General features: G+C 52.1%; 1 protein-coding gene. It reads left to right on the plus strand.

Annotation, left to right across the window (positions count from 1 at the left end; translation table 11 throughout):
- Positions 1–15 precede the first annotated feature (15 nt).
- The coding region (locus tag PVZ80_RS00195; protein ID WP_273863276.1) for a tetratricopeptide repeat protein at positions 16–618 on the plus strand (603 nt) is incomplete at its 3' end.

The following is a 618-nucleotide window of genomic DNA, read 5'->3' on the forward strand; positions in this document are numbered from 1 at the left end:
CTTGTTGAGCAAGCGATGAAACTCAACTCTCCCCATGCGTTTTATCTCATGGGCGTCATGCTGCAGCAAGGGGTCGGCGTTAAACAGGACGATCGCGCTGCAATGAGTTTCTTTCGAAGGTCAGCTGACTTGGGAAATCGCTATGGGCAGCACGCAGCAGGAGAGGCAATTCGTGATGCATTTATTCGACAGGGAGAGCCGGAAAAAAGTCGTGGATTTTCTATTGCCGTGCAAATGCTGGAGTGTGCACTAGGGCAAGACTTAGCTGCGGCGGGACATACACTGGGCCTGCATTTTCTAATTGTAGAAAATGACACATTTCGGGCCTTAGAGTACTTCCAAAGATCAGCATCTCTCGGGAGTAACAAGAGTCTTTTCACACTCTATAGGACTTTCGAGAATGGAGAGTATGGAGTTTTGAAAGACCCCCAGAGAGCCGCTTGTTACTACAACCTCAGAAAGCAACTCCAGGCCGATCCAGAGAAACGCTTCCCTGACATTGATCGCCTGTGCCCTTTACCTCCATCACCGGCCCGTACTAGTACTAGCGGCCAGCCCTCGCCGCGCGTCGGCCTCTGGCATCAGGTAGGAAATCCCTCCGTGATGTTCCGCGCAGCC

It is taken from the genome of Pseudomonas sp. B3G-3 (assembly GCF_028640915.1).
Lineage (GTDB): Bacteria > Pseudomonadota > Gammaproteobacteria > Pseudomonadales > Pseudomonadaceae > Aquipseudomonas > Aquipseudomonas chlororaphis_I.